Below are 1,409 nucleotides of genomic sequence, written 5' to 3'. Positions count from 1 at the left end.
CGTAAGCGTAACAACACCCACACCTAGCACAACTGCGATCATTCGTTAGAGCATACCGATGCTTAGTTGAGTTTGATATTCCAAGGCGAGAGCGAGTCGATATGAGCAGCGCTGGTATGCGGTAGTTGTTCGAACAACGCTTGAAGATATACAGCAGGTTGCAGGTCGTTGGCTTTGGCTGTTTCAACGAGACTATAAAGAATAGCACTGGCTTTGGCGCCGCTGCGGGTGTTGGAGAACAACCAGTTTTTACGGCCAATCACAAAAGGTTTGATCGCACGCTCAGCACGATTGTTGTCGATGCTAACCAGCCCATGCTCAAGATAAGCCGTCAGTTTGTTCCATTGGTTCAAGCTGTATTGCAGTGCTACACCAATGGCTGTTTTGGGTGGCACTTGCAGCACTGTTTTATCCAGCCAAGCCTTGAGCTGCTGCATAATCGGCGCAGACTGTTCTTGCCTCACCTGTCGTTTATGTTCAGGCGTTGCATCGGCGATTGATGTTTCAATACCATACAGTTTTTGAATCAAGTTGAGTGCTTGGTCAGCACGCCCTGTTTTGCCTTTAGGTTGAACCGCTTTAGCTTCAATAAACTTGCGCCGAGCATGCGCCCAACAGCCAACTAATGTGGCTTCAGTATGGTTATAACCGGCATAACCGTCGACTTGCAGCAAGCCGGTGTAGCCTTGCAAAAAGGTCTCAGGACAAGCACCTGCACGCCCATCCTGATAGTCATACAGAACAATATTGGGCGGGCCATCGGCTGATTTTTTATCGGCGCCACAGCCATAAACCCACATATAACACTGCGATTTTTCAGTTTCGATCACTTTTACTGGCGTGTCATCGGACCAGATGGCTGGCTGCTTCAGTATTTGTTGATGCCAGTGCTCATACAGCAGTTCAAGCTGCTCACTGAGCTTGACCAACCATCGACTCATGGTCTGTCGATGCAGCTCAATACCAAAGCTTTTGAATAATGCTTCTTGACGATACAAGGGCAAGCCAAACTGGTACTTAGCGCTGATAATTTGTGCCAGTAACGTCGGTGTAGCGATGCTCTTAGGCAAAATACTCGCTGGAACGGGTGCGATTTTAATCTGGGTTTGTGTTGCGTTTTTCTCGCAGCAGCGGCAGCTGTATTTAGGGCGAATATGGCGGATGACTTTAACGGTCGCTGGGATAAATTCCAGTTTTTCGCTGATTTCTTCACCCATGCGGTGTAAATCATTGCCGCAGTCGTTGCACACTTTATCCGCGGCAGGAATGTCGTGAACAACGTCTTCGCGAGGTAGTTCTGCAGCTAAACTTGGACGGCGGGTTTTCTTGCGGGTGTAGGTGATGGTTTGGTCTACAGCGACTTCTTCTTCGCTGGGCGCAAGCAGTTCTTCTGCTTCGTTAAACAGTTC

The 1,409-nt window shown here is 48.8% G+C and carries 1 protein-coding gene; it reads right to left on the bottom strand.

The genetic code is table 11. From position 1 onward, the window contains the following. Positions 1–62: 62 nt before the first annotated feature. The coding region (tnpC, locus tag H591_RS15595) for an IS66 family transposase (protein WP_022967674.1) at positions 63–1,409 on the bottom strand (1,347 nt) is incomplete at its 5' end.

It is taken from the genome of Denitrificimonas caeni DSM 24390 (assembly GCF_000421765.1).
GTDB classification, from domain to species: Bacteria; Pseudomonadota; Gammaproteobacteria; order Pseudomonadales; family Pseudomonadaceae; genus Denitrificimonas; species Denitrificimonas caeni.
Note: the sequence above shows the minus strand (reverse complement) of the source record. Positions and strands in the feature narration are given on the sequence as shown.